Below are 13649 nucleotides of genomic sequence, written 5' to 3'. Positions count from 1 at the left end.
ATGGGAATTGGTAAAATTTTTAAAAACACGATTACATCTTACGTAACGGTGATCGTCGTTCTCATATTGCTTCCGGTCTTTCTCATCACCAACGACATTAGTGTAATCCAAGGGATTATCGAATCAATGAATAAATAAGACCTGCGGCTATAAAGCCGCAGGTTTCGTTTTTAACGATTTTGGTAATATCCATATGGGAATGACGGCATTCCGTAGTAGCCTGGTCCGTATGGAGCCATCTGTCCTGTAGGCATTTGCATCGGCGTACTCGGCATTGGATAAGGATACCCCATGGAGCCTGGCATCATTGGCATTCCTGTACTTGAAGGCATCATCCCCATCTCCCCCATCGGATACATTCCACCCATCATTGATGGGGAACCCCACATCGGCATCGAATGACAGCCACAAGGAGAACTATGGGAATGGGTAGTTGGCATTTGCGCCGTTGGCATCATCGGCAACGCCGGTGCATTGTTGTCATGGTGGCGCATCATCTCGTCAACATCATATCCCTCATTATACGGTTGGTTCATATATGGATTCCATTGATTCATCTTTCTCTCCCTTTCCTTTCGTTGTTAAGTATGTGTGAAACATACCCACCATATTGTATGAATAAACAAGCAAAGGGTGTTTGCCCGCACGGAAAATGGGTGTTTATCCTAGATAGTAATTTCGGTACAATAAAGGTAAAAGGCATCGTTGAGGTGAGCAAGATGGATGAATCAATGGCAGCTAAACTGTTAGACGATTTACGTCATGGAAAGATTGTTGAGCTGTTTGTGAGAAAAGAGGATTTTCTCGTATTTCGCTCGGTGCTTGTGAAACGAGATGATTTTAAGTATTTTCGCGGTATCGCCCAGCACGGTGGACACGTTCTTTATCATTATTTAAAAGAACCGCGCAGCTAGTTTCCTCCGAGGCGTTCGGAGGGGCTAGCGTAGCTGTTTCGCAGCTTTTTTAACGCCGAAATGCGCCACTGTTTTATCGTTCCAATCGGAACACCTTCTTCTTCGGCAATTGTTTTGAGCGATTTCTGTTCGATTACATAGCCAACTACCCATTTCCGTTGCCGTTCGGTTAATTCATTTAGCATGTCTTCCACCACTATCCGATCTTCATTCGGCATCATCGCTGGAAGCATATGCATCATCTCATCTGTCAGCGCACATTCCTTTGTCCGTAATTGTTTTCGTAGGTGTGACACCATCGCCCAGTACATTTTTTTATACGCAAATGAAGAAAAACTCCCCTTTTCCGGATCGAATTGCTGCGAAGCTTCCCATAACGCAATGAGCCCAATTTGGTAGTATTCATCCCATTCGTTCGTTAGATGTAACTTTTTCATTATACTTACAATCATCGGTTTGTACGCTTCCACTACTTGTTCAAACTTCACGTCTAAACCCTTTCTGAAAGCGCGCTTTCGTATATTCCGCGGTAATATTACAATAAAAAATCTTTCGTTTTTCGTCGAATGCACGAATGAGGAAAACGGACAATCAATCGAGGAAAAATAAGCAATATGCGTGTGAAAAGCACCTTATTTTTAGCACCGTTTGTACGGAAATTAGCAATTCCCCATTATTTTTCAACACATATGTATCCGCTTTTTTTATAAACATAGGAAAAAAGAGGCTTTACTTTCCCAGCAAAATGAGGCAAACTATAACAAATACGATGTAAAGGAGAGTAAAAATGGAAAAAGCAGAAGTGGGCAACATTATTGAGTTTAAAAACGGATTGCGTGGTGTTGTGGAGAAAGTGAACGAAAACTCCGTCATCGTAGATTTAACATATATGGAAAACTACAAGGAGTTAGATTTGCAAGAACGAACGGTCGTTAACCATAAAAATTATAAAATTATTAAGTAAAAACCGACCGCGGCCGCGGTCGGTTTTTATACAAGCGCTTCAACCTCGTCTGATTCATAAATATAAATTCCTTTTCGGCAAGCGGTCGCCACATGAATCATGGCACGCGCGACTTGTTTTGCTTCAACCGGCTTATATTTGCGCCATTTGCCGATAAATAAAAACGGCAGGCGTCCGAGCACGAATTCCGCTGTTTTTTCCGCAAGGCGAAATTCTTACCGCTTGCCAAGCAATAGCGATGGGCGAAAAATACGAAGCGATGGGATTGCTAATCGCTGCAACGCTTCTTCTGTTTCTCCTTTAACGCGGTTATAGAAAAACGGTGAATGCGGATCGACTCCGATGGCAGAAACCGTTAAAAAACTTTGCACATGGCACTTTTCTGCGAGCGTTGCTGCCCGCATTGTATATAAGTTTCGAGAAAAAACTACTACTTTTTTGTCAACTACCCCCACTTAGCTAACGCTTGAAGTGAGGGCTTGCAACTCCCCAGAAGTGCAAGCGGGCATCAATCTCCTTCCTTCGCGTGGGGTTGCATGAGGGTGGTTGACGGCACCCCGACCACACAAGTCATGCTTGGGCGGTCACGCCATGATGGTACTCGATTCCCTTTTGGCGTAAGTTTAACGCCCCTACTCGATCATCGTTGGATGTATAGCCACATGCCCCACATATAAACGTATGGATCTGTTTTTTGCGGTTGTTTTTATGTGTAAACCCACATGTTGGGCATTGCTGGCTCGTGTAAGCAGGAGGAACGGCAAGGACGTGGCTGTCGTGTAGTCGTGCTTTGTATTCAATGAACGAGCGGAGTTGAGCGAACGCCCATGTGAATCGCACGTATCGGTCTTTTTTGCGAACGCACACCGTATCGTTGATGTCTGTCAAATCCTCTAGGACAAGCAAGCTATGCTTTCCTGCAAACTGAACAAGTGCCTTGCTGACACAATGATTGACATTGGTCATGAAACGGTTTTCTTGTCCAGCGATTTTCTTTAGCTTGCGTTTAGCGGATTTCGTGTTGCGTTGTTGGAGCTCTTTGCGAAGTCGGACGTATCGTGCTTTGACGCTCTGAATGGGATTGCCCTTGATAAACAAATGACGGTTGCGTGAATCCACAGCGGTCACTAAAAAGCGCATCCCCATGTCCACACCGACCACGTGTTGATACACCGAAGGGGGATGGATCACTTTTTTCGCTGCGACATGCAAGTAGAATTTGCCTTTTTTGTACACAAGTGTACCTGTGCCAAACTCCCAAGAGCCATCGAAATAGCGTTCCTGCCCTTTTGTAAGAAAAGGCATTTTGATTCGTTTGTTTAGCGTGCCAATGCTCATCTGTCCGTCTTTCGTAAACGAGTAGTCTCGATTGTACGAATATTGGAGTTTAGGCTTTTTAAACACCGCTAGCGTGCGTTCGCCATTGGATTTCATGGACGCATAGACACCTGCGACAATGGTACACACATTACACGCCATTTGTGATTTTAGTCCGAACAACTCTCGCAAGTCTCGATACACCAAGACTTGCAGTTTCTTAAACGAGGAAAGCAGATGGTGTTCGTATGCGACTTTCGATGCAAAGTTCAACGCTTGTTTCATCGCTTGCATCGTTTCCACGAGTTGCAGGTGTTGAGCTTCCGTTGGTAACAACCGAATTTTAGCGGTGACGACCAATTCCATACGTTTTACCTCCTTTTTTCATTATATATACAATTATACCATATATTACTGAAAGAATGAACCGTTTTTCGTGCAAAAAATAAAAAAGGGCAATTCCTCCCCCACCTTCCCTTCGCTTAGAGGTGGGGGACTCCTTGCCTAATGCCGTTGAAAAAAATCCCCTGCGAAAGCAGGGAGATTTAGCGATTGTCTACTTTTTCAGGGTATAAGTCGTGGTTCATGAGTCGATATTCTGCCATTTTTTCGTATTTTGTTCCTGGGCGCCCCCAGTTGCAGTACGGGTCAATCGAAATGCCGCCGCGAGGAGTAAATTTCCCCCACACTTCAATATAGCGCGGATCCATCACGTTAATTAAGTCGTTCATAATGATGTTTACGCAATCTTCGTGAAAATCACCGTGATTGCGGAAGCTAAATAAATAAAGCTTTAACGACTTACTTTCCACGCATTTTTTATCAGGGATGTAACTAATGTAAATAGTAGCGAAATCTGGTTGATTTGTCTTAGGGCATAGGCTCGTGAACTCCGGACAATTAAATTTCACAAAATAATCGCGATCGGGATGTTTGTTGTCGAATACTTCTAGCACCTCTGGGCTGTATTCGAATAAATATTTTGTTCCTTGGTTGCCAAGGAGCGTGACACCCTGCAATTCCTCATCTTTTCTTCCTGCCATCGTTTTTTCCCCTTTCATTATTTATACTCCTCGCTTATTTCCCCATAAAAGGGTATGCAGCTGCGGCAAGACACGGACATCGTTCATGTCGGACGATTGTACGACTTTTTCGACGAGCCACTCCAGCTGATGAAGCAGTTTCGCGCGCAACGTTCCGTCATCTGTTTCCCTCACTCCTTCATTGCCGACTTGCAAATAAAACGGAATGAGCGGATAACGTTTATGCACATACGTCGCATACGCAAAATCGGCATCATCAAACACGACAACTTTTAAACTAACATTTTCTTTTCTTCCTGCTTTCACAAGCTTTTCGATAATGTCATCGAGTACCGCAAAGTCCGTCTCCATCCCTGAACTTGGCGGCTTCGGTGAAATCGTTAAATCGTCAATCGCATAAAACCACTCTTGCCAACAGCTTCCTTGTGTTTCAAGCGCGATGCGAATTCCTTTTCCTTTTAACAGCGTAATCAATTCATCGAGCCCTTTTAAGAGGGCTGGATTACCTCCAGAAATGGTCACATGGCTAAAACGATTTCCACCTAAGACGGTAAGTTCGCGCCAAATGTCTTCCGCCGTCATTTGCATGATTTCCGCTTTCGCTGACCCATCCCACGTAAACGCGGAATCGCACCAGTGACAGCGGTAGTCGCAGCCAGCCGTGCGGACGAACATCGTCTTTTGCCCGATCACCATTCCTTCCCCTTGAATCGTTGGCCCGAAAATTTCAAGCACCGGAATTTTCATCATTAGCGATTCCCTGCTTTCGGTCGGTAGACGACGTAGCTTGTCGGGGATTCTCGCACAAATACTTGAACGCATGTTGGACGGTTTGGCATCGTATCAAGTTGTGCTTGCACGATTTCGGCAATTTTACGTGCGACTACTTCGGTCGTCGGAAAATCTTCGGCACGCGCATTGCTAAATAAATCTGTATGGTCGTTCATTAACGTATGGTCGAGTTTGCCGTGCACAATTTTCTTTAGCTGCTGGAAATTAATTAAAAACCCAGATTCATCGAGCTCATCGCCTGCCACCGTAATGTTGACAAAATACGTATGTCCGTGCATATTCGCACATTTTCCTGCCGCTTCGTGCGGAATAAAATGTGCTGCCGCAATTTGCATATCTTTATTTAACTCATAGCGGAAATTATGAAAGACTTGCGGGTAAATCTGTTGAATCATTCGTTCATCGCTCCTTTCTCTGCCATATACTGTTGTAATCCACGCTGACGCAATTGACACGCGGGACATTCCCCACATCCGTCCGCAATCATCCCGTTATAGCACGTCAATGTCCTCGTCCGCACAAAATCGAGTGCACCTAATTCATCGGCTAGCTTCCACGTTTCTGCTTTATTCAACCACATAAGTGGGGTATGAATAACAAATTGGTAGTCCATCGCTAAATTTAGCGTAACGTTCAACGACTTAATGAAAATATCACGGCAATCCGGGTAGCCGCTAAAATCCGTTTCACATACACCTGTTACAAGATGGCGCGCCCCTTTTTGCTTTGCAAGCACTGCGGCAAACGACAAAAACAGCAAATTTCGCCCATCGACAAACGTAGACGGCAATTCGCCTTCTTTTTGCTCAATGGCAATGTCACTGCGCGTCAACGCATTTGGCGCCAACTGGTTCAATAGCGACATATCAAGCACCGTATGCGGAACACCAAGTTCGTTTGCAATCGATGCCGCTACTTCTATCTCAAGCCGATGGCGCTGGTTATAATCAAAAGTCACTGCTTCTACTTCCTGAAACTGCTTCAGCGCCCAAAATAGACACGTCGTGCTATCTTGGCCGCCGCTAAAAACAACCACCGCTTTTTCTTTTTTCATTCGCCTCGCTCTCCTTTCTTTTTCTCAAGAAGAAAGAGCGTTCTAAAACAAAAAGCCATACCCTCCTAAGGATATAGCTTTCCCTAGTTTTTTATAGAGGGTTGTTCTAGAACCTCTCCCGCCCAAATGGTACGGATTTCTTCTATAAAGTTTTTTCCTCCCATACTATATCATACTTCTTCCTTTCGTACTACCCTACCCTTAGATTTTAATTTTCTTACAAAAAATGTAATGCAATAAATCGTCGGGATATATCCCATTAAAACATAGAAGCCTACTGTAGACACAAGAGTGCCAAGCTGTTGAATGTGCTCACGCTTATCTAAAGAAACAGAAGCTATGAACAACAAAGAAACGATAACGGGCAATGTAAATTTTTGTTTTAAAGCAAACATTCGTTTTAACCCATATGTAACGGACCATGTTGCTAAACAAATAATGGGAAAAATAACGAGCACATAAATAGATATAACAATATACTCCATCCTTTCGATAAACGGTATTTCAGGAATTTTGGCGAGCGTTAATGTCGGCCAAATGACATGACGAATTTGCTCCTCATTATAAAATACAGTTGCAATCAAGACGACCACTAAATAAATAAAGGTAGTCAAGGCATTTGCCCATTGTGCCCATTTGTGTGAGTGTGCCGGGTGTTTGATAAATGAATAGTAAATTAAAATCATTTCAAAACCAAGATACTCAAAAGTTACTCCTTTGGCGCCTTTTAAAATTTCAACGACAGAGTGATCAAATACAGGCAAAAGATTACGGTAATGAGCGTACTCAAGTGGAAAAAACAGCATAGGAAAAATGGTTGAAATAGGAATAACCACCCCCCAAAAACATAGTCCGGCAACAACACGGAACCCACCGCTTACCGTATAATACGTCATCACTAAAAGAATCAAACAAAATTGCCATGCCCCCATTAAAGGAAAGACCCATACTTTTATAATCTCAACATAGGTTCGCAAAACAATGAGAGCAAATAAAAAGAAATAAGTAAGCAATGCAATATTTAACATAGTGCCGATCCATTGTCCAAAATATCGAGTGTTTACATCAATCATATTTATTTCTTGATCGTTGAAAATTTTGTAGATCATCCATATTAAAAGATGCACTACTCCTCCGGCAAGAGCGACACTAATCCACCCATCATGCCCTACTTTCTCATTGATACGATTAGGTAAACTTAAAATCCCTACTCCCACTTGAGAACAATGAATAGTAAAAAAAACTAAAAAAGGAGATATAAGAAACCGTTCACGCTCACCAAACTTCATGTCTTTCCTCCATATACAGTGAAAAATTACTGGCCAATTCCCGTTTCAGCAATATTAACTTTAACGTGTGGACGAATATGTAGTGCAGGGTATTGTTTATTAAATTTCTTTTCATCCCAATGTCTTGTATGGCTTCGAACAAAATCACCAATTCCTAGAGGATCAATTTCTTTTTTTTGAAAAGAAGAAATGAGTCTCTTTATATCTTGAGAAAGATGTTTCTCCATTTGTTTTTCTACATTATGAAAATTTTTTGCTTCTGCTAAATCTAGCCATGTTGGATAATCACGAACAGAAGCACGAATACGAATATAAATATCAATTATCGGTTGCTTCCCTTTTTTTAATGAATACTGAGAGGTCGCAAACAAATTTTCTAACAATACGCGTCCTTTTTTTTCATTTTGAGAGATCGGAATTTGATATACCCCATTTTTTGTTTCATCTAACAACAATTTCACAAGAAACGACTGGCGTAAATCAATGCGACCAACATAATGTCCATCTTTAAATAACGCAAGTCCTTCGAGTTTGACGAAATCCCCCTTTTTTTCAAAATAAGGCAAAAACGGATCACGCCCTTTGCCAAAGTAATTGTATAAAAAGATGTGTAAATTCGTGTTCGGCAAATTCATTTCGCGAATATTTTGTTCGACAAGGTTGGATAGATAAAGCGTATCGCTCAATGTCGTTTTTGCTGTAATGCGCAACAGTTCTTCCGCATCCCCCTTTGCCACCGCCAGCTGCAAATGGCTGCCGACTTTATTGTTTCGGGCTAGGCTATGCACAATCTCCGTAATTCCTTTTTTCGCAAACGATTCCCCAAATAAGACAAGACGCATTTGTCCTTCTTCAATCGGCAGCGCCGACTTTGACGACAAGCGTGGAATTAAATCGTACGTCGTTGACGATTCCGTTGTTAAAATATCTGGCTTTGTCATCGGTCCTTGCTTAAACGTCGGATAAATAGCTGTGCCAATGTACTTGCCATTTTTCCAATCATACCCCATTGCATGAATAATTTGTACTTGATCGACGATACGTGAGCTTTTACAGCCAGCCAATAGGATCGTCAATAGGAACACGAAGCAGACAGTTCTCTTCATACAAACCACCTTCTATTCATCAATATCCTTCTTTTGCTTGGCTTTTTTCGGATCATATCGCCACAACGATTGAGTTCTTAGGTAGCTTGGTCGCTTTACCGTTCGTTCATAAGAGGAACGGATAAAGCTGTCGGTAAAATCTTTTAAACGCAACGGGTATAACGGTACTAAATAAGGGTTACCAAAAGACTCCAACTTCCCTAAATGAATAAGAAGAAAACAAATAGAAAAAGCGATGCCAATTCCACCCCAACACGCTGCGAACAAAATAATAGGAAATCGAATAAAACGAATGGTATTTGACATTTTGTAAACAGGAGTTGTAAATGAAGCAAGCGCCCCTAATGCAACAATAATAAGTAAAATATTGCTAGTAAGCGCCGCGTCCACTGATGCTTGTCCAATCACAATCCCTCCAACGATCCCAAGCGTTTGTGCGACTTTTGTCGGCAGGCGTGCACCCGCTTCACGCAACAGTTCGATCGTAATCTCTAAAAATAACACTTCTAGCGTCGGCGGAAAGGGAACGTTCGAACGGGAAAAAATAATTGGACCGAGCAAATCTTTCGGAATCATCTCGTAATGGTACGTTAAAACAGCCACATAAATCGGCGAAGCCAAAATGGAAAACAGGACACCAAACATGCGAATGAGCCGAAAAAACGAACCGAGCACCCATGGCAAATAATAATCTTCGGGCGATGTAAAAAAATCAAATAATGTCGATGGACCGGTAATGACATACGGTGAACCGTCTGCTAAAATGGCGACTTGCCCTTCAATCAAAGCATACACTGCTTTGTCTACACGTTCGGTCGATACAAATGAAGGAAAAGGAGAAGAGGAGTTATCGGATAACATTTGCTCAAGCAAGGATGTATCAAATATAATATCAAATTCAATTTCGCTCACTCTCTGTGTCACAGTCTGTAATATTTGTTCATTGACGATTCCGTCAATATAAGCAATTACTATCTTCGTTCTTGACATCGTCCCTAACGTAAGTTCACGGAAAATTAAGTTTGGCGTCACAATTTGCCGGCGTAACAAATGTAAATTTGTACCTATATTTTCAACAAAACCCACCTTCGGACCAACGACGCTAAATTCGTTTTCTGAGTCATTATTTTGCCGCAATCCTAAATTTTCGCTTGCTAAATTAATTAATGCACAACCTTTCGCATCACTTGACAGTTGAATGAGGGCGAATCCTTTTAATAGTTTTGTTTGTATAGACTCCACATCCGCTACCACTTCGATTCGTTGAACAGGAATGATTTGTTGAAGGTCGTTCACCGAAAGGGAAGCTGGCATCTCTCGCTGTAAATGACAAAGCACTTGTTGTTGCAGCAGTTTTGGATCAACGAGCGAATCAAAATAGGAAATAGAAACATATTGTCCTCCGCTTATTTGAAATTCAATGGTGGCAAAATCGCTGGACTGTTTCAACATCTGCAATAATTGTGATAATGTCTTCACCTGATTGTTTAGGCTCTTTTTTTTAAAAAAAAACGAGAAAATAGACATATGACATTCCCCTTAAATAGTCGTTCGTTTTTCCTTATTGTTCCGTTCATTACTCGTTTTATGCATACATTACATTTTTTTCATTGATGAATGTGAATTTTCAGTATATATTGAAAAGGGGGGGATGTGTGATGGACCGGTTGCTTAAAAAACGACGCGCCCAGCAAGCGCTCAAAAAAGTCACCGATGTCGCGGAAAAGCTACAACAAAAGCTAGATCGAGCAAAACCAATTGTCGAACAAATGGAATCGGTTCGTTCGTTTTTAGACGAGCAGCTAGAGCGGGATGAATATTTTGTCATTGTGGATGAAACGGGGTACGCTGTTGTTCATACAAATAGACTGCGAGAAGGGCGGACGTTTTCCGATGACACCGGACAAAAAGCGGCGAAAACGACCGTGCCTTTATTGCAAGCGTATAGGCGCGATACAGGCGAGTTATTAATCGATGCAAGCTGTCCGCTTTATACAGACATAACAGGAAAGCGTTTTAATTTACGGATGGGACGGTTAATGCACCTGCCGTATTTGCAGATTCACTTTATCTTGCTAGCGCTTGTTCCTGCTTCGATTAGTTTTGGGATGGCAACGCTTTTTTCTCTTCCTTCTTTCGCTGCCTTTTTGCTGACAGTGATCATTAGTTTAGGAATAGGAGGCTTTTTCTACAAAGCGATTGTTCGCGAAATGCGCCATTGGTATAGCGTCACCCGAACCGTATCGTCAGGTAATCTTCGTGCAGAAGTACACACCGCTAAAAAGCGAACGGAGTTTCACCAAATCGGCTATGAACTAAATAAAATGATTGTTGGGGTGCGCACTATTTTAGAGGAACTGGCAAAAGCAACATCAACCGTACAGCAAGTGAGTGAAAATCAACAAGAAGAAACGAAGCGATTGTCGGAAGCGTTCGCGGAAATTTCCGCCGCGATGGAAACATTTCGCGAAGGTTCCAAACAGCAGACGGCTTCCGTCGCAGAAGCGAACGAGCTTGTCACCGGAATGATGACCGAAGTACAAGACATGCAAACAGATTTTGAACGCGTCGTGAGCCAAGCGCAAGAAGCGATGAAATCGGCGAATGAAGGGGCACGGCTAATTGATAGAACGAAACAGCATATGCAACACATGCAGCATGACTTGAACGAAACAGTAAACCTCATTCATACCGTTTCCGAAGAAGCGAACCGAACCGTCGAAATGGTATCGGCAATTACCGCCATTGCTAAGCAAACAAACTTACTAGCATTAAATGCATCGATTGAAGCGTCACGCGCAGGCGAGGCAGGAAAAGGGTTTGCCATTGTGGCCCAAGAAGTACGGGAATTAGCGGAAAATACGAATGCGTTTGCAGCGCGGATTTTATCATCGTTGCAAACGATGCGCAATATGCTACAAAATGTCGTCCAGGCCGTCGAACAAAATGGACAAACTGCAAACGAAACGATGATATCGTTATTGCAAACAAACGAAGTGATGGCTTCCTTCCAACGGATGTCTGTAGAAATGAATGAATTGTTGCATCGTAGTCGAACACACGTAATGAAAATTACTAATAACGGAAATGAGCTAAAGCAAGCGATTAGCGACGTACATGCGATTGCGAGCGATTTTACAAGCATGGTGCATGAAACGACCGCCGGACTAGAGCAACAAACTGTTGCTATCCATGAGTTAGCCAATGAAGCAGCATTACTTTCACAATCCATCCAAAAATTACAACAAATCACAAGACGCTTCCATTAATTAGCGAAGGCATTTGTCGATAGTCGACAAATGCCTTAAGGCATTTTGCGTAGTGTTAACAAAAAAAGAAAGAGGATGCTTACATAGCCAAACAGCGGATACAAAAACGATAATAACACGCTATATCGAAACGAACCGACAGCATATAGTAAAGCAAGGATAACAATGAAAAATAATGGAGACGAAACGAAATGGAACTGCCGGCGCAGCCCGAACACGCCACCAACAAGAGAAGTAAAAATTTCTCCATAAATCACAAGTAAATAAAGCCAATACATTGAAGCGAAAAACGTATGAATAATTTCCGCCATCGGAATGTCATAGTGCAGCACGTACGGAAACGATAGCAATACCACATGACTGCTTAATAAAATAAGCGTTAATATCCCGCCACCAATCAATGCACCCCTTTTTACTGTTCGCTCATCTCTCGCTTCCGTTGCCAGCGGAACGAGCACTGGTTGTGCTAATGCTAAATTAAGTGCCGCATACGAAAAAGGGGAAAATAGCGCTCGCCATGAATGATGGGAAACGGTTGCTGTCATGCACCATTTATCAGTAACCGCCAATTTTCCTAATATCCCAATGCTAAACAATAACATAAGCGGCACGACAAACACGTTTACTGCCAATAATCCTTTTCGGTCGTAAAGCATCGTAATAAACAGCAAGCAAATTGTAATTACTATCCCTAGTTGTTTTGGCAAGCCAAGCTGTTCATAAAAGAGGGCCCCTGCCCCTGATAGCATCACCGCTGTCACACCAAGCACCATAACCGTCATCACGGCGGTAATGATGACATTTGCCGATTTGCCAAATAAATAATCGTTCAACTGTTTGTAAGAAGAAGCGCGTAGCGCCCGCGCCATCATCATAAGGCGCATGCCCCCCCACATAAACAATCCTCCGCTTATGAGCACCCCAACCGTTCCACCCGTTCCGTATTGGGTAAAAAACTCAACAATTTCTTTCCCAGTCGCAAATCCAGCACCAACCACTGTTCCGACATATACGGCAGCAATTTGCCAAGCACCTACCCACGCTTTGTCCACCTTTTTCACCTCGTCCCACTTGTCTCTGTGCTTATATATATGAAGAAATAAACAAAGAAAGACGACAATAAAAAGAAAAGGATGCCATTTGGGCATCCTTACTGAACCGTCACTTGCTCGATTTGATGATCATGTAAGTCTTTCGTTTCCACATGCACTTTCACAAAATACGTTCCTTTTTCTTTAAAGGTCGTAGTTGCTTCGTATTCTCCCTTTCCTTTCTCCGTGGCATCAATAACTTCGTGTTTTCCATTCCCTTTCCAAATTTCAAAATGAACGTCCGCACCGACAAGCGGTTTGTTATCATGCGTTACATGCGCTACAAACTTTGCTTGTTTGTTTGCTTCATATGGTTGCTTCATAAGCATAATCATAACGTCTGAATGATGGTCGTGTTCAGTCGTGGAAGCTGATGGATTCCCGACAACGATATCCGTTTTCGGCATGTTATGCATATTATGCGCTGTCACATGGGCAACTATCGAATACGTGCCTGCTTCTGTGAACGTTTTTGTCACCGCATATTTTCCATTCCCTTTATTCTTCGCTGGCAACATCTCGTGTTTTTCGCTGCCCTGTTTCCAAATTTCAAACTTCACTTCATCCGCATCGTCTACTTTTTCGTTTCCATATGTAACAAGACAGGAGATTTCCGTTGTTTTATTTACATCCATCGGTGATTTCGCTTCGATTTTAACATTCAAAATCTCTTGTTCTTCTCTGTGTTCCGTATGACTACATGCTGCTATAAGTATTATTACAAAGCTAGCAAGTAAAAAAAACATCTTTCGTTTCACGTTTTTCTCCCCTTTTTTTCCGTTTTCCACGTTTACTATATCACATCTTTTT

Annotated in this window: 16 protein-coding genes, 1 pseudogene and 1 riboswitch; of the genes and pseudogenes, 4 read left to right on the top strand and 13 right to left on the bottom strand. The window is 42.4% G+C overall.

What is annotated here, in order from left to right; genetic code table 11:
• On the top strand, nt 1-138 hold the full coding sequence (locus GFC30_RS17175; protein ID WP_169806996.1) for a hypothetical protein: 138 nt from the start codon (nt 1-3) through the stop codon (nt 136-138).
• Nucleotides 139-170: 32 nt separating this feature from the next.
• Here the strand turns inward: GFC30_RS17175 and GFC30_RS06330 are convergent, their stop codons facing one another.
• A complete protein-coding gene (locus GFC30_RS06330; protein WP_066323399.1) occupies nt 171-557 on the bottom strand; it encodes a hypothetical protein in 387 nt (128 codons plus the stop codon).
• A gap of 162 nt (nt 558-719) precedes the next feature.
• On the opposite strand from GFC30_RS06330, the gene GFC30_RS06325 reads away from it, so the two are divergent.
• A complete protein-coding gene (locus GFC30_RS06325) occupies nt 720-914 on the top strand; it encodes a hypothetical protein (RefSeq protein ID WP_066323398.1) in 195 nt (64 codons plus the stop codon).
• Here the strand turns inward: GFC30_RS06325 and GFC30_RS06320 are convergent.
• Complete coding sequence (locus GFC30_RS06320) at nt 911-1402, bottom strand: sigma-70 family RNA polymerase sigma factor (protein WP_066323397.1); 492 nt, start codon at nt 1400-1402, stop codon at nt 911-913. The two genes, GFC30_RS06325 and GFC30_RS06320, sit on opposite strands and share 4 nt — an antisense overlap.
• A 299-nt stretch (nt 1403-1701) precedes the next feature.
• On the opposite strand from GFC30_RS06320, the gene GFC30_RS16470 reads away from it, so the two are divergent.
• Entirely contained in the window at nt 1702-1878 is a 177-nt protein-coding gene (locus GFC30_RS16470; protein WP_084256221.1) for a YkvS family protein, read from the top strand.
• A 26-nt stretch (nt 1879-1904) separates the two neighbouring features.
• On the opposite strand, the pseudogene GFC30_RS06315 reads toward GFC30_RS16470, so the two are convergent.
• The 9 genes and pseudogenes from GFC30_RS06315 to GFC30_RS06275 form a co-directional block, all read right to left on the bottom strand.
• Nucleotides 1905-2288, bottom strand: a pseudogene (locus tag GFC30_RS06315) (oxidoreductase); the annotation flags it as partial.
• Between the two features lie 160 nt (nt 2289-2448).
• A complete protein-coding gene (locus tag GFC30_RS06310; RefSeq protein WP_066323396.1) occupies nt 2449-3561 on the bottom strand; it encodes an RNA-guided endonuclease TnpB family protein in 1113 nt (370 codons plus the stop codon).
• A 179-nt stretch (nt 3562-3740) separates the two neighbouring features.
• Nucleotides 3741-4238: a preQ(1) synthase gene (queF, locus tag GFC30_RS06305; RefSeq protein WP_066327181.1), complete on the bottom strand. Its 498-nt coding sequence runs from the start codon at nt 4236-4238 to the stop codon at nt 3741-3743.
• A gap of 21 nt (nt 4239-4259) precedes the next feature.
• Complete coding sequence (gene queE, locus GFC30_RS06300) at nt 4260-4988, bottom strand: 7-carboxy-7-deazaguanine synthase QueE (RefSeq protein WP_066323395.1); 729 nt, start codon at nt 4986-4988, stop codon at nt 4260-4262.
• A complete protein-coding gene (gene queD, locus GFC30_RS06295) occupies nt 4988-5425 on the bottom strand; it encodes a 6-carboxytetrahydropterin synthase QueD (protein WP_066323394.1) in 438 nt (145 codons plus the stop codon). The genes queE and queD overlap by 1 nt, the downstream gene beginning before the upstream one ends.
• Complete coding sequence (gene queC, locus GFC30_RS06290) at nt 5422-6084, bottom strand: 7-cyano-7-deazaguanine synthase QueC (protein ID WP_066323393.1); 663 nt, start codon at nt 6082-6084, stop codon at nt 5422-5424. Before queC ends, queD begins: the two co-directional genes overlap by 4 nt.
• A 77-nt stretch (nt 6085-6161) precedes the next feature.
• A riboswitch (PreQ1 riboswitch) is annotated at nt 6162-6206 on the bottom strand.
• 48 nt (nt 6207-6254) lie between these two features.
• The gene (locus tag GFC30_RS06285) at nt 6255-7373 is read right to left on the bottom strand and encodes a GerAB/ArcD/ProY family transporter (protein WP_066323392.1); all 1119 of its coding nucleotides are present in this window, start codon (nt 7371-7373) and stop codon (nt 6255-6257) included.
• A 26-nt stretch (nt 7374-7399) separates the two neighbouring features.
• Nucleotides 7400-8479 carry a Ger(x)C family spore germination protein gene (locus GFC30_RS06280; protein WP_066323391.1) on the bottom strand — a complete coding sequence of 360 codons (1080 nt, stop codon included), beginning with the start codon at nt 8477-8479 and terminating at the stop codon, nt 7400-7402.
• A 12-nt stretch (nt 8480-8491) separates the two neighbouring features.
• Entirely contained in the window at nt 8492-10006 is a 1515-nt protein-coding gene (locus tag GFC30_RS06275; protein ID WP_066323390.1) for a spore germination protein, read from the bottom strand.
• A 131-nt stretch (nt 10007-10137) separates the two neighbouring features.
• Between GFC30_RS06275 and GFC30_RS06270 the strand changes: the two genes are divergently transcribed.
• A complete protein-coding gene (locus tag GFC30_RS06270) occupies nt 10138-11748 on the top strand; it encodes a methyl-accepting chemotaxis protein (RefSeq protein WP_066323389.1) in 1611 nt (536 codons plus the stop codon).
• A 35-nt stretch (nt 11749-11783) separates the two neighbouring features.
• Here GFC30_RS06270 and GFC30_RS06265 read toward each other — a convergent pair whose 3' ends face one another.
• Both GFC30_RS06265 and GFC30_RS06260 read right to left on the bottom strand, forming a co-directional pair.
• The gene (locus GFC30_RS06265; RefSeq protein ID WP_238583550.1) at nt 11784-12800 is read right to left on the bottom strand and encodes a YkvI family membrane protein; all 1017 of its coding nucleotides are present in this window, start codon (nt 12798-12800) and stop codon (nt 11784-11786) included.
• A 98-nt stretch (nt 12801-12898) separates the two neighbouring features.
• Complete coding sequence (locus GFC30_RS06260; protein WP_238583549.1) at nt 12899-13597, bottom strand: FixH family protein; 699 nt, start codon at nt 13595-13597, stop codon at nt 12899-12901.
• Nucleotides 13598-13649: the final 52 nt, after the last annotated feature.

The sequence above is a fragment of the Anoxybacillus amylolyticus genome, assembly GCF_001634285.1.
GTDB lineage: Bacteria > Bacillota > Bacilli > Bacillales > Anoxybacillaceae > Anoxybacteroides > Anoxybacteroides amylolyticum.
The sequence above is the reverse complement of the archived record's forward strand: the minus strand, read 5'-3'. Positions and strand labels throughout refer to the sequence as shown.